Below are 24,759 nucleotides of genomic sequence, written 5' to 3' on the forward strand. Positions count from 1 at the left end.
TGCATCTACGAACTACTATGCCTGTAGTAATTCTGACTACAGTATCTCAACCTCCAAAATTCTAATTATACTACGGCAACACCATTACATATTGTTACCCAAAGAATTATCAGCAGAGGACTCAAAAATCTCATGCAGTTTTCTTTGCAGGAGCTTCTTATTGGGCAATAACGTTTGATATTCGGCAACCATTGCCGGCGAAAGGTTCCTGCTTAAGGCGTATTCCACTATTTCAATGTCTTTGTTTTTACATAGCAATATTCCAATCGACGGATTTTCGTGCTCCTTTTTTACATCCCGGTCTAAAGCTTCAAGGTAAAAGTTAAGTTGACCCAAGTGTTCCGGCTTAAATTTATCTGCCTTCAATTCAAATGCAATCAGGCAACGCAAACTGCGATGATAAAATAACAAATCGATCATGAAATCGCTATTGCCTACCTGTAGCCGATATTCTTCACCGACAAATAAAAAATCTTTGCCCAGTTCCAATATGAAATTTTTCATTTCAACTATTAAGGCCTTTTGCAGCTGCCTTTCGCTATGTAACTCAGGAAGGTTTAAAAACTCAAAAACATAACTATCTTTAAAAGTATTAGAAACGTCTATGTCAAATTCTCTCATCACTGCCGGGAGTTTTTGATTTCCTATCATGACCCTTTCAAAAACTCCACTATTCATTTGTCTTTCTAATTCGCGTGAACTGTATTTTTCCTTGACGCATAATCGCAGATAAAATTCCTTTTCTTCAATAGACTTTGTTCTGCTCAAAATTGTCAAATTATTGGTCCAGCTAATTTCTCTCAGCAGTGCTGAGAGATTTTGATGATTTTTATATGCTTCATAAAACTGTTTCATCCGCCATAAATTTTTGTCAGAAAATCCCCTGATATCCGGCTCCGTTTGTTCAATATAAAGAGCAAGTTTCTGAACAACTGATTTACCCCATTCTTCCGCCTCTATTCTTTGGCTTACGTAAGCTCCCACCTGCCAATACAAATTGATGAGTTCTACATTCACTGCCTTAAAAGCTGCATTTCGCAATTCCTTGATAAGGATTATAACGTCTGAAAACTGTTTTTCTAAAGCCATAAACAATAGTACGTATAAAATATTTTTATTTAATCATCTCTATTGTGCTCAAAATATCCCATCAAAACCAATAAAAAATCACATTTTTATTTTCCTCAAAAATATTTCAACCCCCATATAGGGTTAAACCTTTTCCAACGGTACACACCTGTACAAACACTCAATAACCAATTGAACCAGGACCGAATTTACATTTTAATTCAGAAATACAGGGACAATACTGCCTCTGAAGCTGAAGAAGAAGCGCTGTTAAAATGGTATCGCCAAAAGGCATACCAGGATGCTGAATTCCCCGAAAGTGAGGATGCGGTTGGCGATTTCATGCTTTCGCGTCTTAATAATAAAATAAAGCAGGTCCCAATAATTGCCCTTAGCACTTACCCCATTTTTTCCTGTAATTATCATCACCAGCGTATAGTTTAAATTGATTTAGCTAATTTGTGATGAAATATTTTTTTAGAAGTGAAAATAAAAACCCCACGGCTCATTTTAACAACCCTGCTGGCAAGCAGTTTTTTATTGGTAAAAGCACAGGAAAAACCCGCACCGGGTCTATGGAAAGGTTTTGAGAAAAAAGCGCTGGCCATAGAGGGCCATATGGCGTATTACGTAAAGCCGGCTCACGCCCTGCCGGGAAATCCCTGGGTTTGGAGGGCCTCGTTTCCCGACTGGCATACCGATATGGATAGCATCCTGCTTTCGAGGGGTTTTTATATTGCTTATATAAGTGTGGATGATCAGTACGGAAGCCCGCAATCTTTACAGGTTTGGGATAAGTTTTATCACTATCTCACTAATGAAGTATCATTGGCCCCAAAAGTTGCCCTCGAGGCGGTAAGCCGCGGTGCACTGTATGCCTACGGATGGGCAAAACGAAACCCGGATAAAATCACCTGTATTTATGCGGAAACCCCGGTATGCGATATTAAAAGCTGGCCGGGCGGCAAGGGAAAGGGGATAGGTGATACCGCCTTATGGAGCCAGTTAAAGGCCGTCTACCATTTTACCGAAGCGCAGGCAATGGCTTACAATGATAACCCAATTGATAACCTGGAAGGACTTGCAGCCTTCAGGGTACCTATGTTGCATGTTATAGGATTAAACGATAAGCTGGCGCCACCTGCGGAAAATACTTATGTGTTTGCACAACGGTACATAGCTGCCGGGGGGCCAATGAGCGTTCACCCGGTAACTATTGGTCCGCAGGAATTACAGGGGCATCATTTCCCGATTGACAGGGCCGGATATTATGCCGATTTTATATTCAATAATTCGTTCCCGGTAAAAAAGACATTGGCATACAGCAACTACTTTGAAATGGCAGGTGGCTTAAGCAATTTTTATCATGCAGTTACCACCCGTAAAAAAGCCACGGTTACTTTTCTTGGCGGATCGATCACCTATAATCCAGGCTGGCGGCAAAAAATAGGCAGGTATCTGCAGGAACGGTTCCCCGATGCGGAATTTCATTTCATCGCGGCAGGTATCCCTTCTTTAGGCAGCCTACCCCACGCTTTCAGGCTGCAGCAGGATGTGCTTGATTCGGGAAAGACAGACCTTTTGTTTGTAGAAGCAGCTGTAAACGACAAGGCGAATGGCACTGACAGCCTCACCCAGGTACGTGCCCTCGAAGGCATCATCAGGCATGCTAAAAAAAGCAATCCGGAGATGGACATTGTGATGATGGCCTTTGCCGATCCTGAAAAAACAAGTGATTATAACAAGGGACTGGTGCCCACAGAGATCAGTAATCATCAGTTGGTATCACGCTATTATAATCTTCCTTTTATTAACCTTGCTAAGGAAGTAAGGGATAAAATGAATAATAAGGAATTTACCTGGGCCGATGATTTTAAAGACCTTCACCCGGCAGTGTTTGGGCAGGAGTTATATTTTGCAACTATAAAAAACTTGCTTGGCGATTGTTTTGACCGATTGCCGGAAAATATAGCAAGCCGGAAAATAGTATTGCCAAAACCGCTAAATAAAGCAAGTTTTCAAAATGGCAACTATTACAATATTAAAAATGCGGTTTATAAAAATCGCTGGACAATTACACCCAAATGGCAACCGACAGATGGATTACCCACGCGCGAAGGCTTTGTAAATATCCCGGTATTAAGTTCAGATACACCGGGCGCAGAGCTATCACTGCCTTTTAAAGGCACAGCTGCCGGAATCGCCATAGTTTCAGGTTCAGATGCGGGCATAATTTCATACGCTATTGATAACGGCGAATTCAAAAATATCGACTTGTACACCCAGTGGAGCGGCATGCTTCATTTGCCATGGTACCTTTTACTCAGTAGTGATTTAAAACCCGGCAGCCATGTATTGAAGATCAGGATAAGCGAACAAAAAAATAAGGCAAGCAAAGGCAATGCAAGCAGAATAGTCAACTTTTTGATTAACGAATAACAGTTAAAGTTTAATACAAATAACAAAATAATCAGAAGAATTTTTCCATTAATATCAGCCTTGTTTTCAATGCAAAACGCCTCCCAATTTCCCGGAAGGCGTTTTAATTTATAAGTTGTACTTATTCGTTTTATCTGTTGCTACCAGTAAACAGCGGTTTTAACGTATACCAGGCCAGGGCCGGAAAAAAAACCATCGGTACCGCTAATCCGGGGAAAAGCTCCGGTGTTTTTATGCTCAATGGTAACGAAATCGATATCGGTATCATTACACAAGCAAAAGAGATGATAGAAAACAATAAGTTAAATACGATCTCCCCCGTCTTTTTAAGCCACGTTGCTAAACCAAAATATATAAAAGTCGCCAGCATGCAAACCATAACACTAATGCCGGTTATGCTGCCAATGTTTAATACTTTCGAGAAATCGGCCTCTGTAGCAAAAAAGTATATCCGGTTGTAAATTATGCCTACAATTGCCGCAAGTACACTCGCCGCCAAGCCGTGAAAAAATGCTCGTTTAAACATTGCCTGTTATTTTGAAACCGGAACGGTAATATCAACCTTAAATTTCTGGCTGCCGTGGGCTGGTTCGGCTGTGTTCACGTTATAATCCATGCGGTTTACCTCGAAGCTGCCTTTAAATGTGCTGCCATCAAAAGTAAAAGGAATGGTAACCGGTTTTTGAACACCGTGCATATCAAGCGTACCTGTGGCGGCATAGCCTGATGCTGTTTTAGCTATCGAAGATGATGTAAAGGTGATAGTTGGATATTTTGCAGCGTCGAACCATTTTTCGCTTTTGGCATGGGTGTTTTTCATGCCGTTCCCGGTGTTTATGCTCGCTACATCGATGCTTGTACTGAACCTGGAGTTTGCCAGGTCGTTAGCATCAAAGCTGATGGTGCCTTTTAATCCCCCGAATTCGCCTGACGGGTCGCCGCCATCAAATTTTATAGAATAGCCCTCGGCAATTTTCCAGTCCTGCGATTTAATTACTGTAAAAGCCGATGCAAAAAACAGCGCTACTGCCGCTGCGGGATAAATAAGTTTTTTCATTGTTGATTGTTTGAAAGTTTTAGAATGATTAAGTGTTGTTAGTTTTAGTTTATAATAGCTGTTCAAATATATAACTATACCTCATTATCAGGCGCGATAATAGATAGAGCATAATTAAACACCGATTAGTAGCCGTAGTAAACCGACGAACGCCGTTTTTTAAAGCTTACCAGGATGCCTGTTTTGCAGCCTATTAATATTTATACAATACGGCACAAGCACAATACCGGTTGTCTGTATGTAAAATCATACACAAAAGCAAATAATATAAACTTTTTTAAGCTTAGGCTGTTATTACAAATGTCGATTATAGATGAATTATAATCGGTTAAAGTAAAATCACATACTTATGAAAATTAAATTTTTGTTACCAATAATTCTTTTGGTAGCGGTAGTAGCCCAAAGTTGCGTAAGCAATAAAAAATATGCCGAATTACAAGCAAATTATAATAAGTCGCTCGATACAAACAGTAAATTGAAACAAAGCTGGCAGGTTACCCAGCAGGAACTTTCGGGCAGCAGGGCCAGGGTTACCAGCCTGGAGGAGCAAATTGCTACGGCAAAATCAAACGCAGCCGGTTTGCAGGATGCGCTGAACAAATGTTTGGCAGGAAACAACCAGGGTAATGTTAATATTGCCAAACTGGCCGATCAAATTACTGCGTCGGATAAATACATCCGCCACCTGGTTGAGTTGAAAAACAAAAGCGACTCACTTAACATGATTCTCACCAACAATCTCACCCGTTCGCTTAGCCCGGCTGAAGCACAGGACGTTGATGTTAAGGTACTTAAAGGTGTTGTTTACGTATCGCTGGCCGATAACATGCTGTATAAATCAGGTAGTTATGAAATTTCGCCCACAGCAGGTAGCGTACTTGCAAAAGTTGCGAAAATTATCAACGACTATTCCACTTACGATGTGCTGATTGAAGGTAACACCGATAACGTACCGATAAAACAGACCAACATCCGTAACAACTGGGATTTAAGCGCCCTAAGGGCATCGTCGGTAGTACAAGCTTTGCAAACTACTTACAGTGTCGACCCAAAACGCTTAACTGCGGGCGGTCGTGGTGAATTTAACCCAATAGCCGATAACTCCTCGCCAAGTGGCAAGAGTCAGAACAGGCGTACACAAATAATTATTACACCTAAGCTCGACCAATTTATGGGCCTGATAGGTAAAGGCAACGAAGTTCCGAAAGGACAATAAGACAATAAAGATTAAAGTTTTGTAAATGAAAATGCCTCGCGGGAAACTGCGGGGCGTTTTCGTTTTTAAGCTTGCTGATAGATTAAAGTATTTTCCGGCAAATCAATCGGTCAGTATCGACAAATAACCTGGTATTGATATTAATTTAATAGATCGCATTATTTCATGGCAACTTGTTAAGTATAAATCATTTTTGTTGCGATATTTAAATTGTTGCCTTGGTTTGTCTTATCTTTGAGTATAGGGTGCTAAACTAGTGCCCCGATTTGATAATGAAAACAAAAACCATGAAACAAGGACTATTAATAGATATGGACGGCGTGATATACAGCGGCGAGCAGCTGATAACAGGCGCTGATAAATTTATTGCCAAGCTGCTCGAAAAGAAAATTCCGTTTACGTTTATGACCAACAACAGCCAGCGCACCCGGCTGGAAGCTGTGCGTAAGCTTAAAAGTTTCGGTATTGAAGTTACCCAGGAACATGTATACACCAGCGCTATGGCAACCGGGAAATTCCTGGGCGACCAGGGGCCCGGCGGTACTGCCTATGTTTTAGGCGAAGGCGGCCTTCTTACCAGCCTGCACGAAAATGGCATTACCCTGGTTGATACCGACCCCGAATTTGTGGTGCTTGGCGAAGGCAGGAATTTTACTTTAGAGATGGTTCAACGTGCTGTAGATATGATATTAGGTGGCGCCAAGTTTATCACCACCAACCGCGACCCATCACCCAAAAAGCCCGGCTGGAACAACCTGGGTATTGCTGCAACTACCGCCATGATTGAGGAGGCTACAGGTCGCAAAGCCTTTGTTACCGGCAAGCCAAGCCCGGTAATGATGCGCTCGGCACGCAAATACCTTGGCCTGGAAACGGCCGAAACAACCGTAGTAGGCGATACCATGGAAACTGATATTCAAGGCGGTGTGCAAATGGGTTACAAAACAATCCTGGTGCTATCCGGCATTGCCAAAAAGGAGCAGCTCAGCCACTATGCTTTTAAACCCGATTTAATTGTAAGTTCAGTAGATGCAATTGAGTTTCCGCTGAAGTGGTGGTAGGGTAATTCGAAATTCAGTAAACTCCGAAAGACGGAAAAATTAAAAAAGTCCGAAAAGATCTTTTTGCTCCCGAGTTCCCTAAAAAACGGACAAACGATCTTTCGGACTTTAATGAGTTTCTGGCTAAAAGAACCTATTTCGTCTTAGCTTTTTCTTTTTCTGCTTTTAGCTTTTTCTGCTCTAAAAAGAAACAATGGGCGGCACAGGCATGCAATTTATAATTCTGATGAATGGTGCCAATATTGTGCCCCTGTGGATCTAAAATAGCACATTTTTCTTTGTCCAGGTCTTTGGTTTGAAGCACGTTTTCGCCTTTGTTATTGTAGTAAAAGCCATTTTTTTGCGCCTTGCCTAAAGTTTTTCCCTGGGAGTCGATAACATTGCCGTCCTTATCAATAAAATATAGCTTTTTGCCTGTATTGTCTTTTACAATATTGTCCTTATCAATAAAGCCAAGTTTGGTTCCGTTTTCGTCATTAATTTCACCTTTTTTGTTGATGAAGATTTTGGCGGTTTTTTCCTGGTGAGTTTGGGCGATTGTTTTCGTTAACCCAGCGGTTAAAATAGCCAATATGAGTAATAGGGTGTTTAGTTTTTTCATGTTGCTAATTTTTTAAGTCAACACAAAACTGCCTATTGACGACCGGATTAAACATGACAGTCTCCCCGCTAAAATGTGACTGTTGTCAAAAAACAAGGCCTATATAAACAGCAAGCCCGCAAACACATGATTAGTATCTGCGGGCTTTGCCAATGTCGTTACTGTTTGCTTTCTATTTTATCGGTACCAACGTGGCTTTAACCTCGCCGCAAGTAAGCATTTTACTGCCGAAATACGGATTTTTAATCTGGTTACTTTCGCTTAACCAGTAGGCTTTTTTCATGGGGCAGTATTGTTGGTACAATGTTGCGCTGTTTAACTTAACAGCTTTCAAAACTTCGTACATGTTTGCTGATAAGCTGGCGAAATGTTCACGCTGGTGCTCAACAGTATTGGTTTCGCTGATGTGCCTGCTGTCAAACAGCAGCTTATCCTGGTATTTTGAGAATATTTTTTGCTGTGCCGCCGTCAGGCTTGCGTCAGCCGGGGCCGATAATACTGTAACTAAATCTTTAGCCTTTGTTTTTGCTGCATTGCCATCGCTGTTTACCAGGGCATTTTTAAGGTCGAGATAGGCAGCCACTATTTTGTCGATAGTGTTAGCGGTGGCCGGCTTTGCATTGCTCGCCACGGCCAAAAAAGCCAGTATCAGCGTAAATGAAAGTGTTTTTAAAGTCTTCATAAATAATATTTGAAATTAAACTGCGGGCTAGTGCATTCAAAGTTAAAATTTGTAGCGCAATTATTTACTCCATATAAACGCAAATAATGCTTTTAAAATATTTCGGCTGCCTGCCTAAATTTTTCTATACTTAATTTTATTGTTTTGCTCCCAAACACATAGCGTTTTGGCGCTGGGTAATGCCAACGGCTTCATAAAGCTGCCATTGCCCACAAAGGTTTCGCTCCTGTTTTTTAGGTTGATCAATTTTACGGTATCGTTTTTTTGAAGCGCAATTAAGGTGTTTGCTCCGTTGCCGGCAATACTGCAAATTCTTCCGGCACCAACAGAAATTTCGGGTTTGCCCTGTTCGGCATAAAAAATAGTGCCGCTGCGCTGCCAGGTTGTTTTAGCTAAATTGTTATCACCAATAGTAATGCCGCCACCGTCCATCGGGCAGCCGTTTAATTTCCACGTACCATTACCCAATTTCTCGGCCGGGGTGAAAGATTTGCCGCCATCGGTGGATTTTGCCAAATACAAATCCCTTGATCCGCTTAGCCAGTTCCTGAACATGATATCAACCTGTGCGCCCTTTACCGCAATGTTAGGTTTGCAACATTCACATACATGGCCATCGGGCGAACGGTAGGCCATCATATTTTTCGACCAACCCGTGCTGTGGCCCTGCAACGATGAGAAATATATTTGGTTATTGCCACCCGTGCGGGTATCAAGCCAAACGGCGTAAAAATTATCTTTATCGTCGGCAGCAATGCTCATTAAGCCTTCTGGGGCCGATTTTTTCAAATCGTTAACATTGCCCATATCTTTCCATTTCCCCGCGCTTAGCCTGTACCAATGAATATTGCCGGCCTTATCCATCGCTGTTATCACCGAAAATTTATCCGAGCTGGCAATTTGCGGTCCGCGCGACATGCCGAGGTGCATATCAGGTACATTTGCCACCAACACCGGATCGGAGAATGTAGTACCCTTATCGGCGGAGGTAGCACAAAATATTTTATCCTGCTGTCCAAACACTACCCTGATAATCCCCTTTTTATCAATTGATATTTGCGGTTGTTGCCCTTCGGATATCGTGTCTGTCACAGGTTTTTTCCATGAAACAGCCAGCAAAAAAATCAGTCCCAATAAAATTGCTGAAGATGCTTTTTTCATAATTTTAAATTACCGCCTCAATTACCGGCGATCTTCAAAGTTAAAACATCTCCACCGGTTTTATTCAACCGCATCAACGTTCCAGCCATTTATTAAAAAATAAGGCTCACTTTTACCGGTATCCTTATTTAAGTAATCACAATTGATGGTACGCGTTTCGCCGGGCGCGAGAGTAATGTAGTTATCCTCAAAAATAACCGGCAAAATATCGTCGCCGCCTTTTTCTTTCAATGCCCGTATATGCACAAAAAATGCAACCGATTTACCGGTATTGGTTAACGTGATTTTGTTCGCTGCCCCATTCTCTGTTTTGGCCGATACGTGGCTTACTCTCAAGGTTGCCTTCGGCATGCTGCTTAAAGGTGAATAATCCGCAAAAACTGATTGTGGTGTATAATACCAGGTTGATTTCTTCCAGTTCAACTCATCTTTTTTGCCCGACAGCCAGTACCAATTTATGCTCTCAATTTTCCCCGAAGCATTCTTTAATTCCAATCGCACAAAATAAACATCGCTTAAGCCATCTATCTGCGGCAACTCAAAACACTCTTTTGTTCCATCTTCAGCTACATTTGCAGATGCTTCTTTGGTGAATTTCTGTGTGCCGTCGAGATTATACACCGTTGCCTTAACCTTTAACCCCGTAAACGATAGCAGCGTTGAATTGATAATATCAACTGCATTTGATTTGTATGAATACATTACATGCAGCGGCTCCAGCGATTTTTTCATACCGAAATAGGTGCCGGCGGGGTACAGGTAATAATCATAGGTATGCCAAATCAGGCTTGGCCAGGGATTGCTCAACATCCATTGCACAACACCGGTTGCGTTGTTGTATTTTTTCAAGCCGTAACCTTCCATCATGGCGCGATGGCCCTCATAATTTTGCAGTTGCGCTTTATTTAAATAATCCATCATGTTTGCGGGCTTGCCATAACGGGCATAAAGCGCGGTATCAAAAATTTTGGTGTTTCCGAATTGCATGGTGCCGCAGTGATACAACCAGTCGAGGCTTTTATTATTAATAGAATCCTTTGGTATAAACTTAATCAGGCTTTCGTAGGGTGGGATAGAAGGGCCCGGCGAAATTTCGGTAGCAAAACTCCATGCGCCGCCGTATTTGCCTGTATCAGCTTCCCAATAGGCGGGCGGAACCCAATCGTAAGGCCCGGCCATCTTTACACCCGTTGGACCCGATACCTTGGAAGCTGTTTCGTTTGCACTGGCGATGGTTGGGTTGGGCCACTTCAGGTCGGCTTCAATAGCCAGCCAATCGGCTTCCACCTTTTTATCGCGCGGTGGCATATCGCTGCCGTTTAGCCAGGTCAACATCGATGGCTTGTTGCGCAGCCAGTACATCACGCTGCTGTCCGACGCCATGGCAACGCTCCGTTTGGCTGCATCCCATCTTTCGGGGTATTGCCATGCCCCGCAGCACATCCAGCCGGTCATTACCAATAAGCCTTCGCGGTCGCATATCTCATAAAAACTATCGTCCTCTAGTTTGCCTTCCGAGCGAACGATGTTCATATTCATATCCCGCACCAGCTTCAGCTCCTGTTCCTGGCGCTCGCGCGAACGGCGCTGGAAAATATCAGGCGACCATGCCGCTCCGCGTAACATAATAGGTTTACCGTTAATTACAAATTTGCGTGCTTTATTACTATCAATCATTACTGACGATACCTGCCTGATGCCGAAATTTTCAGCTAACTCATTACTTAACCGGCCATTAGTAACCGATGATAGTTTAATCCTGTTTAGTTCTGGTTTCCCATATTCCCATGGCCACCAAATGCGGGGATTTTTAATATTAAGCTGCGGATAACTTGCAGCACTGAAAGTAACCTGTTTCTTTTCGCGCGGATTAAGGTGCACCTTTTGCTCAAAACTTACATGGCCATTAATTTTACCTTTTATCGTGGCATCCTGTGGTTTATCAGTATAGTTAACCGCCATAGCATCAACCGATAAATGGGCCACTGCCAGCGACGGTAAATCGAACTTTGTGGTTACTAAGGGGTATTCAACGCCTACCTTGCGAAAGGTCTTTATCTCTGCGTTATTGATAATGCCATTATTAAAATCGGGTGGGTAGTGTATCCAGTCGGCATAATCAATGGCAAGGTCGCCGCCGCGTTTGTTTGGGTCGAAGGGGCGTTTTACTTCAATGGCTAAAACATTATTGCCTTTGTATTTTATGTCTTTGGTGATATCCAGCTCTACAATACGGAAAGGCCCCATTACCTGGGTTGAGTCGGCAATCAGCTTACCGTTAAACCAAACGTTGGCTTTGTAATTTATACCCTGCAACTTTAATACTACGTTTTTACCATTCTCACTTTCCGGAAGTTTAAACTCTTTGCGGAACCACCAGGGTTTGTCCAGCCGGCTATCGTTCAGCTTCTCAAAATTGCGGCCATAAAACGGGTCGAAATCATATACTTTGTTGGCCAGCAGCCCTGCTATTACTGTTGTAGGTACGCTTACCTTATACCATTTAGCGGCATTGAAAGCGGTTGTTGAAATTTGTCCGCCTGCCGTAGCATCGGTAACAGCCGATTGCATGTTCCATCCGGATTTTAATACTTGCCGATAACTTTCAGTTGCTGCCTGCCCAAACGAATATTGGCACACAAGGCCCAATAATGCAAAAAGTATAATTTTCTTCATTTCAAAAGGTTTAAATAGGCCACGGCCCGGGATATAGCAGGTGTATTAATATTGGCTTCACAATTTTAACAAAATAATATGGTAAACTTTTTTTCGTCACCCGTTTTTTACGACCTTCGCCACTACAATTACACTACTTATGAAATCGATTTGTGTTTTTTGCGGAGCTAACTTTAATGGCGATGCTTTGCTGTTGCAGGCTGTTGAGCAACTGGCCGAAGTAATGGTAAACCGCAACATCACCCTGGTATTTGGCGGCGGCAAAGTTGGCATAATGGGCATTTTGGCCGATGCCGTTTTAAACCGGGGCGGTAAAGCGATTGGCGTAATACCTCAATTTTTGATGGATAAGGAAGTTGGTCACACAGGCTTGACAGAATTGCACATAGTCGACAACATGCACCAGCGCAAACAACTGATGAACGATCTTTGCGATGGCATCATCATGCTGCCCGGTGGCTTTGGTACGCTCGAAGAATTTTTCGAAGTGCTAACCTGGCTACAGCTTGGCCTGCACAGCCACCCGGTAGGTATACTAAATGTAAACGGCTTTTACGACCTGCTGCTTCAACAAATGGACCTGATGGTTGAACAAAAGTTCCTAAAACCGGCAAACCGTGGCCTGGTTTTATCGTCGGGCGATGCTATAGAATTGGTTAACCTGATGGAGAATATAGAAATAAAGCCCGATGAGGTTTGGTTTAGGGATAGGAATTTGACTTAGGAAAGGGCAATTTATTTTAAAATGCCTTCCCGGAGGCACGATACCTCCATTTTTACGCCACTTTTGGTTCCCAAAATACCTTTACATGCTTAATGTCGATTTTCTTGCGCGCTTGGGCTAAGTCGTAATTTTCCTGCGCATGCAACCAAAATTCAGGACTGGTATTAAATCCTTTACTTAAGCGTAAAGCCATTTCGGGGCTAACACTTTGTTTACCGTTAATGATTGCTAATAGCGTTTTACGGGTTGTTCCTAGCCCTGTTGCAACCTGCTCAATAGTTAATTTTTTTTTACTTTCTTCCCGTAAACCATCTAGTGTTTCGCGGATCAATTCGCCCGGATGGGCAGGGTCAAACATTTGCATTTTTTATCCTCCGTTTAATTATTTTAAAGTTCTTTATTCCACCATTAGTTCGTTGTAAACCTATACAACCAATAATACCCCCCGGCCGCCACAACACTCAGTCCGCATAGTGCCCACCACAACAAACTAAAACCACCATAACTAATTATCACCCCGCCAACAACCGGTGCACAAACCTGCGCTGCCGACCACGACATGCTATACAAGGCCGCATATTCTCCGCGGTTGTAGTCGTTAGCTCGGCTTATCCAAAAGGTGTTCATAAACGGGAAGCTCATCATCTCACCAAAAGTCATCAGCAAAACAATAATTAATGCCGATGCTGTTGCTGCTGGTAAAAAAATCAGCATAATAAAGCCCAGGCTTGTTATTAAAATGCCTGATACAATATAAATCAACCCGTGCCTTCTGCCTTCCAGGTTATGTATAAGCACCATTTCAACAACACCAATCAAAATGCCGTTCAGGGCCATCAGGAAGCCAATAAACCGTTCGCTAAAGTGCCATTGCAGTTTATAAAAAACAGGTTCCATTATAAAAAACTGAAAAAAGCACATGGCAAACAAAACAGAAAGCAAAATAAAAACGAGGTAAATTTTGTCCTTATAGGGCGACATTTTAACAATACCTTCTTCCACTTTTTTAATGGTATTGATAATGCCCGCCCTTGGCATTAGCTTTAGTAAAGCAAAGCGGCCACAATATTAGTTGTGCCATCAACCCAAAACAACAGGTGGTAATTTACTGATGCCAGCAAGCCCCCGCAACCGGCGCCAACGGCCCAGCCTAAATTAATTGCCAATCGGTTTAATGAATAGGAGCGTGTTTTATTTTCGGGTGTGCTATAATGCGCAATGGCCGTGGAGTTTGCCGGCCGGAACGATTCGTTGCAGAAGCTTAACGCAAAAATGCCAAGGCACACTGTTAAAAACGTCTGCTGGTAACCAAGCAGCAAAAACAAAAAACCGCCGCTTAACAAGGCGGCTACCTGTATATCGTAAAAACCTAGTTTGTCAGTAAGCTTGCCGCCAACAAAGGAACCGCTAATTGCCCCCACGCCAAATAACGACATTACCACACCTGCCTGCACTATACTGAAATGCAGCTGTTTTACACAGTAAATGCTCATAAATGGCACCACCATGGTGCCTGCCCGGTTAATTAGCATTACTGCGGAGAGGTACCAGCTATTGCGTGAAAGACCAGTATAAGCTTGTTTGTATAATTGTAAAAAGGAGGAAAACATGATGGGAGTAAAGATAATGTGCGGATGTGTAAATGTGCGGATGTGCGAATGGAAAAATTTGTAGTCCGGCAACTAATCTCCAACCATCTAATCACTAACCTCAAAATCAATTGAATTGATCAATTGCTCCCGCTCGTGAAAATTGATGATGCGCTGATCTAAGATAATATCTTCTTTCCTGATGGCTTTTTTTAGCGTGATGCCGTTTAGTGTGCGGCAACGGCTAAGGGCGGTATAAAGTTGCCCGTTCACAAATGTTCCGGTGCCTACGTCGATTATCGTATTATCGAAAGTGAGGCCCTGGCTTTTGTGGATAGTTACGGCCCAGGCCAGTTTTATCGGGTATTGCTTAAATTTTCCTTTTGTTTCGGATACTATGCGCCGTTTAAACTTATCATACTGAAACACGCGGTTCTCCCAGGTAGAAGGCTCCAGCTTGTGGATAGTTCCATCCTGTAACCGAACTTCGATAAAATCATCCGCAATGAAATCAATCTTAGCGATGGTGCCGTTAACCCACCTGCCACCCGAATCGTTTTTGATGAAGATTACCTGGGCATATTTTTTAAGTTCAAGCGTTTTGTCGGTAGGGTATTTGTCCTGCTTAAACTCGCCTTCTATTACGGCTTCAAACTTAAACGAAGTGTAGGGTAGTTCGTAAAGCCTGCGCGAGTTTTCATTAAAGGCTATCATGTTATTGGTAGCCAGTGTAATAACAAACTCATCGTTTTTTGGAACATAGGTTGGGTCAACACGTATGTTTAGCGCATCAATTGCCTCCTTGCTTGTATCGCAAATCCTTACCTTATCAAGCAGTTTTACAAATTCCGAATCGGAGCCTTGCCTGTAGGATATTTTAAACTCGAAATAAATAGGGTTAAGCTTTCTATAAGCGATGGAATCAAAAAAATACTGGCTTTTATATTCCTCAGTAAAAAGCATATTTTCAGTCGAGTCGTTCAAATTGGCCACCGGTGGCAGTTGGAAAATATCGCCCACAAAAATTATCTGCTTGCCGCCGAATACTTTGTTAGGATCGCCGCCGTTAATCCGCAGTGAATAATCGATGGCTTCAACAATATCTGCACGCAGCATAGATACCTCGTCGATGATGATGGCATCTATTTCCTGTATGAGCTTATATTTTTTGGAATATTTCTCAAATTTAGTGATCTCGTCGTCTTCGGGCATTAGCGGTTTGAGCGGAAACCTGAAAAACGAATGAATGGTTTGCCCGCCTACATTGATTGCGGCAATGCCTGTAAAAGCACACATCAGCAACTTTTTCCGTGTTTTTTTGGCGAAGTATTGGATGAAGGTGGACTTACCCGTGCCGGCCTTACCTGTAATATAGAAACTTTCGTTGCTATCTTCCAGTTTGCGGAACAACTGCGATACAATCACGTTTTTTTCATAACCTTCCGGAAAGTTTTTAAACCTGCTGTACAAATCAGGCAGGAACAAAGGTTCATCGAAAATCTTGAGCTGTATTTCACCGCATTCAATCCGCAGCAGGTAATCAATTTCGCGGAAAGTATCTTTGAAAGGATTGGCTAACGACAGCGTTTTACCAAACCGGGCAATGGTTTTTAAAATGTAGTAGCACTTGTCTACAAAGTTTTTATATTCTGCGGGGTTGTTTTTAATGAATTCCCTTAACCTGTCGCCGTTTAGTTTTATGCCGATAAAACCCAGGAACTCGCAGCATTTGTCTAAAACAGTCGGAATATCTAATCCGGAATGGGCGTGATAATAACTATTAAAGTCGAACAGGAAATTTTCCGGGCACTGGCTTTCTGCCGATTTTCCATAAAAAAACTGGAAAGAAAAATCACCATTGACGGCTTCAGCAACCTTATCAACCAAAAGCGAATTACGGAAATTCTCAATCCACTTCTTCTCTACAGCTTTTAGGTTAGACATTTATCTGAACAATACGATGTCTAACAAAATTAGCAATAAAAATTAAGTCTAAGGTTATCACATACCCAAAATAAGAAAATCCAAAATGCGAACCACATGCCAAAAAGTGGGTTTACATGGTTTACATTTTTTAGGGTTAACACTTTTGTAAGTATTTGTAAATTAAATATTTATTCGTTTTTTTGAGTTAAAAGTGGGTTTACACTGTAAACCCAAAAATCCGGGTTTAGTGAATCTGATTTCGACTACCCAATAATAAATAAACTGGAAAATATAAAGTCTGGTTTAGAAAATTTAAATGGGCGATAAGACCCGATTAAACGTTACGTTCCCCCTTTAGGGGGGTAGGGGGCATAATCGAATTCCTGTTCCTCAGCCAATGGTCAGCAAGCACCAGTGCGGCCATAGCCTCAACAATAGGCACCGCCCGCGGCACTACACATGGGTCGTGCCGGCCTTTGCCCGATATTTCGGCTGCATTGCCTTCGCTATCGATAGTGGCCTGGTTGTGCATTATAGTGGCGACCGGTTTAAATGCTACAGTGAACGCAATTGGCATACCGTTACTTATGCCGCCCTGTATACCGCCTGAATAATTAGTAAGTGTGCCAACCTGCCCCGATGAGTTTTTAATAAAGATATCGTTATGTTCCGAGCCGCGCATTTCGCTGCCGGCAAAGCCGGAACCATATTCAAAACCATGAACCGCATTAATGCTTAACATCGCTTTGCCGAGATCGGCATGCAGCTTGTCAAACACAGGTTCGCCAAGGCCCACGGGGCAATTTTGTATATAGCAGCTCACTTTGCCGCCTACGGTGTCACCTTGCTTGCGGATAGAGTCGATATATTCGATCATCTCTTCCGCAGTAGCCGGGTCGGCACAGCGCACAATGTTTTTTTCGCGGTCCGCGATAAATTCATCGGCGTTTTTTATCTCCACGTTAGGTGCATTGATTTTACCCACGCTGCTTACATGGGCAACAATTTCAATGCCCTGGGTTTTTAGCATCAGCTTTGCGATGGCGCCTGCTGCAACGCGGGCCGCAGTTTCGCGGGCGGATGACCGGCCACCGCCGCGATGGTCGCGGATGCCGTATTTGGTTTGGTAGGTGTAATCTGCATGCGATGGGCGGAAAACGTCAACGTTGTGGGTATAATCCTTTGAGCGCTGGTCCTCGTTTGGTATCAGCATCATTATAGGTGTGCCAGTGGTTTTACCTTCAAAAATGCCTGAAAGAATTTTTACCGTATCACTTTCCTTGCGCTGCGTGGTGATTTTGGACTGGCCGGGTTTGCGTTTATCCAACTCGCCCTGTATGTAATCCATATCAATATCCAGTTGCGCCGGGCAGCCATCTATTATTACGCCGATAGCCTCGCCGTGCGATTCGCCAAAAGTTGTTATCCTGAATAATTGCCCGAATGAATTGCCTGCCATACCCCCTGACCCCCTAAAGGGGGAATTTATGTGTTTAAAATTTAATTAATTACTAATACTCCCTTGTTCCCCCTTCAGGGGGTTAGGGGGCTAAATCCTAGCTTCTCCAAATCTCCCCAAAATGCCGGGTACGATTTTTCAACCACATCCGCATCTTCAATTTCCACCTCAGGCACCACTAACGCCAGCGGCGCAAAGGCCATGGCCATACGGTGGTCGTCGTAGGTGTTTACAAATATACGGTCGGGGATCTGCTTTTCGCTGCAGTCCAGCTTATAAACCTGGCCTTTTTCAACCAGTTTAACGCCAATTTTTGCCAGTTCATTTTGCAGGGCTTTTATGCGGTCGGTTTCTTTTATTTTCAGGGTTTCAAGTCCTGTAAATGTAGCTTCGTGGCCTAACGCCGCACAAACCACTATAACAGTTTGTGCCAGGTCGGGGCATTCCTTCATATCAAATATTTTCCGGAAGACTGGTTTAACTTCCTTTTGCAGGTAAACACCGCCATCTTTAAACTGCGAAGTAATACCAAAGTTGGCCATTATCTCGGTTATCACGCTATCGCCCTGTAAGCTGTATTGGGTTAAGCCAGGTAAAAATAGTTCTGCTTCCTCCGATAAAGCAGCAATTGCGTACCAATAAGATGCGGCGCTCCAATCCGGTTCAATATAAATCGATGTCGGTTTGAATTCCTGCGGCTCAATCGAAATTACGTTATCAACCCAATTGTGTTGAATACCGGCTGTTTGCAGCATGGCAAGTGTCATTTCAACATAAGGTCGCGAGGTTAAATCGCCCTCGATATGCAGTTCCAAACCCAAAGGCATCCGGGCCGCTATAAGCAACAGCGCTGTAATGTACTGGCTGCTTATATTTCCTTTAATACTGACCTTATTAGATTGCTGTGATAAGCTGCCTTTTAGTTTGATAGGAGGGAACCCTTCATTTTCTACATAGTCAATCTGGGCACCTATCTCGCGCAAAGCGTCAACCAAAACTCCAATCGGACGTTGCTTCATCCGTGCACTGCCGGTTAGTATTACTTCTTCATCCTGCAATGTAAAGTAAGCAGTTAGAAAGCGCATAGCCGTACCGGCGGGGCCAATGTCTACGAGCCTTAAGTCTTTAGTCTCAAGTCCAGAGTAGTTCGCTTTTTGACTCAAGACTTCAGACTTTCGACTCAGGACTTCAGACAACGTCTGCGCATCCGCTGCGTCCGAAATGTTTTCAACCTTTACCTTACCATTGCTTAGCGCCTCAATTATCAGCGCCCGGTTGCACTCACTTTTTGAACCGGTGAGCTGTACCGTGCCATTAACTGTTTTGCTTGTTTTGGTAAGGATGATGTTATGTTTCATTTATAAATTCTCTTGTAGAGACACAATACTTGTGTCTTTTTACATTGTTTTTTGAAGGCGGCCTGTCCCGTGGGAGACGCAAGTATTGCGTCTCTACAAGAAAAAATCCGTAGAGACGCGATGCTTCGCGTCTCCAAAGTGCAAGGTTATGCGGGCAATTACGCGTGCGTTAATTTATCTGCTGCCTGTCCGGCTTTGTCCTTATTCATTATCTCGGTTTGTTTACGGATTGATTCGGCGTGGATCAATTCCAGCAATTTCTCAGTAAACTCTGCGCTTAATTTTAAGGCTTTGCCGTAGTTAACACCTTTTCTCAAAATTTCGTCCCAACGGTTAACCTGCAAAATGGTGATGTTGTTGTCTTTTTTGTAGTTGCCAATCTGCTCAACAATGTTCATACGCTCAGACATTTTCTGGATAACCAGGTCATCTATTTTGTCAATCTGGTGACGTAGTTCTTCCAATTTATCCTTTACGGCAGCATTGCGGATTTCAGGCTTACGCAAGGTTAAGTGTTCAATAATTTCAACCAGTGCAGCAGGAGTAACCTGTTGTTTAGCATCTGTCCAGGCCACTGAAGGGTCAATGTGGCTCTCTATCATCAAGCCCTGCATATCCAAATCCAATGCTTTTTGTGAAATGTAGCCAATCAAATCACGGTTGCCGGTAATGTGGCTTGGGTCGTTAATTAGTGGCAATTCTGGCGCCAGTGTTTTAAGGCTAATGGCCAAATCCCACATCGGCTCGTTACGGAATGCGCTTTTTTCGTGCGATGAAAAACCGCGGTGTATAGCTGCTAATTTGGTAATACCTGCATTATTGATACGCTCTAAAGCGCCAATCCATAATGAAAGATCAGGGTTAACCGGGTTTTTAACCATTACCGGTATATCAACGCCGCGCAAAGCATCAGCAATTTCCTGTACAGTAAAAGGGTTAACGGTTGAGCGAGCGCCTACCCAAAGGATGTCAACGCCTGCGGCTAAAGCTTCTTCAACATGCTTGGCTGTTGCAACTTCAATAGCAGTCGGCAAACCGGTTTCTTCCTTGGCACGTTTTAACCATTGCAAACCAATGCTGCCAATGCCTTCAAACTCACCCGGACGGGTACGTGGTTTCCAGATACCTGCACGCAGGGCCGATACCTTGCCGGTTTTTGCTAATAAATGGGCGGTGGCTACCAACTGGTCTTCAGTTTCGGCACTGCATGGCCCTGCAATTAATAACGGTTCGCTGCCGGTCTTAATCCATGAGCTTAATGGTTGTATGTTTAAATTTAGTTTCATTTCTTTGTTTTTTGTCCGGAAGACCGGAAGATTGTTTTTTATATTTTAATTGTTTTTTGGCTCTCTGATAATTTTCATTTGCGGATTTCTGACTTTCAAACCTCCGCTATCCTTCTGTCTTTACTGACTCTCCGGACTTTCCCGACTTTCGGACTTCCCTTCAGCTCATCTTCTTAATTTTAATATATGTCCTCGGTACCTTTTCGTTCTTTACAGTTTTTGGCAGTGCGCCGTTTTCTTCGTCGTGCCTTTCATATTCGCCCAGTATGTTAAAGTTTTGGGTGTACTTTAATATCTGGCGTATGGCAATGTCGTAGGTTTTGGTATCGTCCCATTCTACATCTACATAAAAGTTATACTCGTTACGCTTGCCTAAAATTGGCATGCTTTGTATTTTGCTCATATTAAGGCCCTGTTCGGCAAAAATGTTAAGCACCTTGGCCAACGCCCCCACGGTATTACTCACCTGGAAACAAAGCGAGGCTTTATTAGGATTCTTTTTCGATACATTTTCATGATGGGTGAGTATCAGGAAACGCGTAAAATTCTTTTTGTTCGACTCAATGCGGCGCTCCAGAACATCCAGCCCATATAGTCTTGCTGCCAGCGAGTTGGCGATTGCCACGGTATCGGTAAGTCCTTCGTCGCGGATGCGTTTGGCGCATGCGGCGGTGTCGTTGCTTTCAACAATGTTAAGCTGCGGGTACTCATCAAAAAAATCGACACACTGGCGGATAGCGATAGGGTGAGAGGTTACATATTTGATATCCTCGAACTTTACCCCAGGCAACGCCATCAGGTGGAGTTGAATGGGAAGATAAATTTCGCCCACAACAGGGAAGCCATAGCTAAGCAGTAGCGAGTAGTTGGGTAAAATACTGCCGGCGATGCTGTTTTCGATAGCCATTACCACGTAGTCGGCATTTTTATTTTTTAGCGCCTCGAATGTTTGCTTAAACGAGTTGCATTCAATGGTATGAATATTTTCACCAAAATATTTGAATGCTGCTTCCTCGTGAAACGAAGCGCGTATCCCCTGAATTGCAACTCGTAATTGTTCGTGTTTCATATTTTGCCCTTAACGCAAAAAGTCCCGGTTTTTGGCCGGGACTTTTCAGTTTCTTTATATGTTTGTTACTGCATATTAGTCCCGGCTCTTACTGGTAAAGTAAAAGTAGTAACCATAAAAATATGCACTGTTAAATTTCATTTTGTTTTTGTTTGCGGTGTAAATATACGGGTAGAAATGGTATTGTCAATAGAAAATTTTATTTTTTTGAAAATAAAGGGGGTAAACAGAATAAAATTTGGTTGAAATGGAGGCAAACTACTTTTTTATGATTATATTTAAGTGGCTCGGCATTCTTCTGGCATCAAGATAGCAATACCGGAAGTTGGCCTCATTCATTACCACCCATAGCAAAATCAGTATCCCAGTTTTTACCATCGTAAATTTTTTTGTTTTCAAAATCATAATCCACAAAAAAGCCGGCTTTTAAGTTTTTATGATTTGATTTTATTTTCTCCCTCGTTTCTCGGGGCATTTTTGAGAGAAGATCCAACCTTTCCAAACTTTCCATTTCTAAAATGCATTCATACGATTTATCAATAATAGAGGCTGAAGAAAGATCCAGGTGCTTTAGCTTTTTTAGTTTAGTAAGTGGCTTCAGGCTATTCAACATAAGCTTTCTCGGTGCAAATTTATCCCCGCAAAGTTCTAAGCCTAATAAGTTGGTCAATTCACCCAAAATTTCGTAGTTGCTCACTTTAAAACAATTGTCAATCGACAGCACTGTCAGGTTTGTTAATGATAAAAGCGGTGAAATGTCCGTCAAACGGTTAAAAGACCAAAGTTTTAGTTTTGTAGCTTATTAAGTTTTGCGATGCTAGATATGTCTTCGACAGTTGAACTCCAAAAGAAAAGGCGTTCAAGGTTGGGCATTTGACAAATTGCTTCAAAGAACTCCTGCTTTACACGATGCCTAACCGAAAGGGCTTTTACTTTCGCTAATTGGGGTAAGGTGTCTATCCATTTGCGCTCTATTTCTTTTCTTCTTTTTTCAGAAGTTCCCGTCGGGAAATCCATCGCCAGCGACACAATACCCAAATTCTCAACGTCATAAACATCTTTGCTAAATTCCTGAAAACTTGAATATTGAACTTCGGTCCCCTTGCCTTGGTAAAATTGATCGAGTTTGTAACGGTCGTTCATGTATTATTTCTTACAGTTAATCTTATAACTATTCGTTGTTTTTGATATTTTCTTCATCAATTCCCTTATACCTCTCCCTCAACATCCTCATCATGTAAACATTTATATCCCACTGGTTAGCTACCGGCATTTTAGTATAAGGCAATGCCGGCATATAAGGTGCCGGGCCAAATTCGGGTGTGATGGTACTAAGTTGTGCACCACTTTTTAGCCTATAATCAATAATAGCATCCCACCACGTCAAATGTGCTTCAACTTCGGCGCTCCATTCCGTGGCCCGCGGGTCGGATACCTGTGCTGATTCGGCGTGACCAACCCGGGCATGGATATGCACAGTCCTGCTTGTGGCAACATCCAGCGATTCCTGCTGCTGCTCCAGTAAACTTTCGGATACATTGCACCAGTGCGAAAAATCGGCAGTAATAACTACATCGGAGTTAGCTACCAACAACTCTTTGGTAATGTGCGCGGCAAACAGGGCTTTGTTGCGGTGGGTTTCGTGGGCTATGGTTACGCCGGTTTCGTTCGTTACTGCCTGTGCTATTTCAAAAAGTTCGCTGTTTTGGGCGGCAGTGAAATAATCTTTACCGGTTTGCGAGTCGATTAACAAAGGCTGCATTGCTGCCAGGTACTCCATATACTTTTTAAAGCTGCCTTTATGCGCCTCAAAATCTTTTTCGAACGATTGGTAATACTGCCCGATAAGCAATAGTCCATGGTCTTTTATTGCGGTAATAATCTCCTGTTGTTCGGAAGCATCAAAAGGCACCGGGGTTTCAACGCCATCGTAGCCCGCTGCTTTTACCTTTGCACAAAAGGCATCCCATGTAATATTATCCGAACCCCATTTAGGGCAAAAAAATTTGATTTGCATTGGTTGTTGGTTTACTTCAAAAGTCAGGAAATAAAATGAAATCCTGCGGATATTCATATTAATTTAAGCCGGGATGCTTAGATTTGTTAGAGTCGCTAATGGTATCGAAAGCAAACAATGCATGTATCATTAACGAACGCGGTTTATTTTTAATAGGGTTCAAATATTTGATTGTCAGTATATTAATTAATTGGCATGGAACTGGACTCACAATCTGTAAATAATATTACAATCATGAAAATCTTGAAGCTATCTACCCTTTTAACCTCGCTTATTTTAACGACTATTTCGTTGGCTGTATCTGCTCAGAGCAAAGAAACTTATGCTTACAAACCCGAATCGCAGGAGTTATACAACACCATCGCGCATATGGACAGCGTTTATTTTAACGCCTACAACACTTGCGATATGGATAAACAAGCCGCCATTTACGCGGACAGTATAGAGTTTTACCACGACAAAGGAGGCTTGCAAACTTCAAAACAAGCTCTTTTAGATGCATTAAAGAAGAATATTTGCGGCAAAGTGACCAGGGTGCTGGTACCGGGGAGTATCGAGGTTTACCCCATAGCCGGGTTTGGCGCTGTAGAGGTTGGCCTTCACCGCTTTATTAATCACCAGGAAAGTGAAACGCCATCCAAACCTGATAAATTTATAGTAGTATGGAGGCTTAGAAATGGTATATGGCAAATAACGCGGGTTATTAGCCTGCATTGATGTGTACAGGCGACGAGTTTGCTGCCCGATACTGAGAATTATCAAATGGATGCCCTATAAGTAATTACTGGAGCAATACGTCTACGTCCGCTTTTATTTCGTTTTTTGGATCATACTTGTCAAAAAAGCGCGCCGTTACGTGGTAGGTCTCACCTGATACAAATGGGTGATGCAGGGATAACATTGCTGTTAAAGTAGTAGCGCCCGTTGGAACGAGGCCATTTTTGGCAATATCGGCCATTAAATCGGGGATCGAACCTAATACTTTACCCGTTTTATCCTTTAAAGTTAACTCGCAGCCGGGGTAAGCCTTGCCGCCATTTAACTTGTAATTTTCAACCCCGGTAGCTACGATGGTGAATGTGGAATCCATTTTCACTTTATTGTTTTTTAAGTGCTGTCCATCTTTGTTGGCGAGGAAAACATCACTTACCGCAAAACCATTATGCGATTCCTTTAAGCCGGTATTAAAATCTTTGCTGGTGCCAACGCTGAAATGGCATGCAGATAAGGTTAGCACAATAAAAGCACACACCAGGCTTGGTAATAAAAGTATTTTTTTCATAATTGGAGGAGAAAAAAGTATTATTTAAATATAACAGCTTTTTATTTAAATAATTAAGACTTGGTTTAGCAAATATTTTTTCAGGCGT

The 24,759-nt window shown here is 42.7% G+C and carries 25 protein-coding genes; 7 read left to right on the forward strand and 18 right to left on the reverse strand.

The genetic code is table 11. From position 1 onward, the window contains the following. Nucleotides 1-84: 84 nt before the first annotated feature. The gene (locus NAF19_RS15410) at nt 85-1,089 is read right to left on the reverse strand and encodes a PDDEXK nuclease domain-containing protein (protein ID WP_252790961.1); all 1,005 of its coding nucleotides are present in this window, start codon (nt 1,087-1,089) and stop codon (nt 85-87) included. A 171-nt stretch (nt 1,090-1,260) separates the two neighbouring features. Between NAF19_RS15410 and NAF19_RS15415 the strand changes: the two genes are divergently transcribed. The 3 genes from NAF19_RS15415 to NAF19_RS15425 all read left to right on the forward strand — a co-directional run bounded on the left by NAF19_RS15415 (nt 1,261) and on the right by NAF19_RS15425 (nt 3,968). Next, on the forward strand, nt 1,261-1,512 hold the full coding sequence (locus tag NAF19_RS15415) for a hypothetical protein (RefSeq protein WP_252790962.1): 252 nt from the start codon (nt 1,261-1,263) through the stop codon (nt 1,510-1,512). Between the two features lie 39 nt (nt 1,513-1,551). Then, nucleotides 1,552-3,507: an SGNH/GDSL hydrolase family protein gene (locus NAF19_RS30795; RefSeq protein ID WP_252790963.1), complete on the forward strand. Its 1,956-nt coding sequence runs from the start codon at nt 1,552-1,554 to the stop codon at nt 3,505-3,507. A 137-nt stretch (nt 3,508-3,644) separates the two neighbouring features. Further along, entirely contained in the window at nt 3,645-3,968 is a 324-nt protein-coding gene (locus tag NAF19_RS15425) for a hypothetical protein (RefSeq protein ID WP_252790964.1), read from the forward strand. A 71-nt stretch (nt 3,969-4,039) separates the two neighbouring features. Here the strand turns inward: NAF19_RS15425 and NAF19_RS15430 are convergent, their stop codons facing one another. After that, nucleotides 4,040-4,564, reverse strand: coding sequence for a YceI family protein (locus NAF19_RS15430; protein ID WP_252790965.1), 525 nt, complete (start codon nt 4,562-4,564; stop codon nt 4,040-4,042). A 349-nt stretch (nt 4,565-4,913) separates the two neighbouring features. On the opposite strand from NAF19_RS15430, the gene NAF19_RS15435 reads away from it, so the two are divergent. Both NAF19_RS15435 and NAF19_RS15440 read left to right on the forward strand, forming a co-directional pair. Beyond that, on the forward strand, nt 4,914-5,780 hold the full coding sequence (locus NAF19_RS15435) for an OmpA family protein (RefSeq protein WP_252790966.1): 867 nt from the start codon (nt 4,914-4,916) through the stop codon (nt 5,778-5,780). Between the two features lie 287 nt (nt 5,781-6,067). After that, nucleotides 6,068-6,841, forward strand: coding sequence for an HAD-IIA family hydrolase (locus NAF19_RS15440; RefSeq protein WP_252790967.1), 774 nt, complete (start codon nt 6,068-6,070; stop codon nt 6,839-6,841). 133 nt (nt 6,842-6,974) lie between these two features. Here NAF19_RS15440 and NAF19_RS15445 read toward each other — a convergent pair whose 3' ends face one another. The 4 genes from NAF19_RS15445 to NAF19_RS15460 all read right to left on the reverse strand — a co-directional run bounded on the left by NAF19_RS15445 (nt 6,975) and on the right by NAF19_RS15460 (nt 11,961). Continuing rightward, a complete protein-coding gene (locus tag NAF19_RS15445; RefSeq protein WP_252790968.1) occupies nt 6,975-7,442 on the reverse strand; it encodes a DUF3659 domain-containing protein in 468 nt (155 codons plus the stop codon). A gap of 172 nt (nt 7,443-7,614) precedes the next feature. After that, nucleotides 7,615-8,124, reverse strand: a complete 510-nt coding sequence (locus NAF19_RS15450) for a DUF3347 domain-containing protein (protein ID WP_252790969.1) — start codon at nt 8,122-8,124, stop codon at nt 7,615-7,617. Between the two features lie 114 nt (nt 8,125-8,238). Further along, the gene (locus tag NAF19_RS15455; RefSeq protein WP_252790970.1) at nt 8,239-9,285 is read right to left on the reverse strand and encodes a hypothetical protein; all 1,047 of its coding nucleotides are present in this window, start codon (nt 9,283-9,285) and stop codon (nt 8,239-8,241) included. 60 nt (nt 9,286-9,345) lie between these two features. Beyond that, the gene (locus tag NAF19_RS15460; RefSeq protein ID WP_252790971.1) at nt 9,346-11,961 is read right to left on the reverse strand and encodes a glycoside hydrolase family 2 protein; all 2,616 of its coding nucleotides are present in this window, start codon (nt 11,959-11,961) and stop codon (nt 9,346-9,348) included. A 139-nt stretch (nt 11,962-12,100) separates the two neighbouring features. On the opposite strand from NAF19_RS15460, the gene NAF19_RS15465 reads away from it, so the two are divergent. After that, nucleotides 12,101-12,685, forward strand: a complete 585-nt coding sequence (locus NAF19_RS15465; protein ID WP_252790972.1) for an LOG family protein — start codon at nt 12,101-12,103, stop codon at nt 12,683-12,685. 52 nt (nt 12,686-12,737) lie between these two features. Here NAF19_RS15465 and NAF19_RS15470 read toward each other — a convergent pair whose 3' ends face one another. The 11 genes from NAF19_RS15470 to NAF19_RS15520 form a co-directional block, all read right to left on the reverse strand. Continuing rightward, nucleotides 12,738-13,043, reverse strand: a complete 306-nt coding sequence (locus NAF19_RS15470; protein ID WP_252790973.1) for a HigA family addiction module antitoxin — start codon at nt 13,041-13,043, stop codon at nt 12,738-12,740. Between the two features lie 50 nt (nt 13,044-13,093). Next, complete coding sequence (locus NAF19_RS15475) at nt 13,094-13,723, reverse strand: MFS transporter (RefSeq protein ID WP_252790974.1); 630 nt, start codon at nt 13,721-13,723, stop codon at nt 13,094-13,096. A 5-nt stretch (nt 13,724-13,728) separates the two neighbouring features. Continuing rightward, entirely contained in the window at nt 13,729-14,295 is a 567-nt protein-coding gene (locus NAF19_RS15480; RefSeq protein ID WP_252790975.1) for an MFS transporter, read from the reverse strand. An 87-nt stretch (nt 14,296-14,382) separates the two neighbouring features. Further along, nucleotides 14,383-16,218 (reverse strand): ATP-dependent DNA helicase, encoded by a 1,836-nt coding sequence (locus NAF19_RS15485; protein ID WP_252790976.1) that lies wholly within the window; start codon nt 16,216-16,218, stop codon nt 14,383-14,385. 316 nt (nt 16,219-16,534) lie between these two features. Next, nucleotides 16,535-17,659, reverse strand: a complete 1,125-nt coding sequence (gene aroC / locus NAF19_RS15490) for a chorismate synthase (protein WP_252790977.1) — start codon at nt 17,657-17,659, stop codon at nt 16,535-16,537. Nucleotides 17,660-17,733: 74 nt separating this feature from the next. Next, a complete protein-coding gene (gene aroA, locus NAF19_RS15495) occupies nt 17,734-19,017 on the reverse strand; it encodes a 3-phosphoshikimate 1-carboxyvinyltransferase (protein WP_252790978.1) in 1,284 nt (427 codons plus the stop codon). Between the two features lie 158 nt (nt 19,018-19,175). Beyond that, entirely contained in the window at nt 19,176-20,303 is a 1,128-nt protein-coding gene (locus tag NAF19_RS15500; protein ID WP_252790979.1) for a chorismate mutase, read from the reverse strand. A gap of 160 nt (nt 20,304-20,463) precedes the next feature. Continuing rightward, on the reverse strand, nt 20,464-21,372 hold the full coding sequence (locus tag NAF19_RS15505; RefSeq protein ID WP_252790980.1) for a prephenate dehydratase: 909 nt from the start codon (nt 21,370-21,372) through the stop codon (nt 20,464-20,466). 331 nt (nt 21,373-21,703) lie between these two features. Continuing rightward, entirely contained in the window at nt 21,704-22,069 is a 366-nt protein-coding gene (locus NAF19_RS15510) for a hypothetical protein (protein WP_252790981.1), read from the reverse strand. A gap of 89 nt (nt 22,070-22,158) precedes the next feature. Next, the gene (locus NAF19_RS15515) at nt 22,159-22,515 is read right to left on the reverse strand and encodes a hypothetical protein (RefSeq protein WP_252790982.1); all 357 of its coding nucleotides are present in this window, start codon (nt 22,513-22,515) and stop codon (nt 22,159-22,161) included. Nucleotides 22,516-22,543: 28 nt separating this feature from the next. Then, nucleotides 22,544-23,389: a sugar phosphate isomerase/epimerase family protein gene (locus tag NAF19_RS15520; protein ID WP_252790983.1), complete on the reverse strand. Its 846-nt coding sequence runs from the start codon at nt 23,387-23,389 to the stop codon at nt 22,544-22,546. A 234-nt stretch (nt 23,390-23,623) separates the two neighbouring features. Here NAF19_RS15520 and NAF19_RS15525 point away from each other — a divergent pair, with 234 nt between their 5' ends. Further along, nucleotides 23,624-24,106 (forward strand): nuclear transport factor 2 family protein, encoded by a 483-nt coding sequence (locus NAF19_RS15525; RefSeq protein WP_252790984.1) that lies wholly within the window; start codon nt 23,624-23,626, stop codon nt 24,104-24,106. A 64-nt stretch (nt 24,107-24,170) separates the two neighbouring features. Here NAF19_RS15525 and NAF19_RS15530 read toward each other — a convergent pair whose 3' ends face one another. Then, the gene (locus NAF19_RS15530; RefSeq protein WP_252790985.1) at nt 24,171-24,671 is read right to left on the reverse strand and encodes a hypothetical protein; all 501 of its coding nucleotides are present in this window, start codon (nt 24,669-24,671) and stop codon (nt 24,171-24,173) included. Nucleotides 24,672-24,759: the final 88 nt, after the last annotated feature.

Origin of the sequence: Mucilaginibacter flavidus, from assembly GCF_024055575.1 — a bacterium.
GTDB lineage: Bacteria > Bacteroidota > Bacteroidia > Sphingobacteriales > Sphingobacteriaceae > Mucilaginibacter > Mucilaginibacter flavidus.